This is a genomic window from Pseudomonas sp. HMSC066A08, assembly GCF_001813025.1.
Classification (GTDB): domain Bacteria; phylum Pseudomonadota; class Gammaproteobacteria; order Pseudomonadales; family Pseudomonadaceae; genus Pseudomonas; species Pseudomonas aeruginosa.
In genome coordinates, this window is record NZ_KV811358.1 from 1 (window position 1) to 203 (window position 203).

Below are 203 nucleotides of genomic sequence, written 5' to 3' on the forward strand. Positions count from 1 at the left end.
CGTTTTTCAGGATGCCGATTTCCTTGCTGTTCAGGCCGAACATGGCGTAGAGGTCGGCCGGGCCGGGTGTCTCTTTGGTGCCATGAAGGTCGGCTTCCTTGTTCGGCAAAAGGATCTTCGTCGGGCACTGTTCCAGCAGTACATCGAGCAGCCCGGACTTGACCGCATCCGAGAGGCTTTGCGTAGCCATGATGACGAGGCAG

1 protein-coding gene is annotated in these 203 nt (G+C 58.1%); it reads right to left on the bottom strand.

The window, feature by feature from the left end; translation table 11 throughout:
- Positions 1-203 (bottom strand): hypothetical protein (locus HMPREF2886_RS27330; RefSeq protein ID WP_139148426.1); only part of this gene is annotated, 203 nt, incomplete at both ends.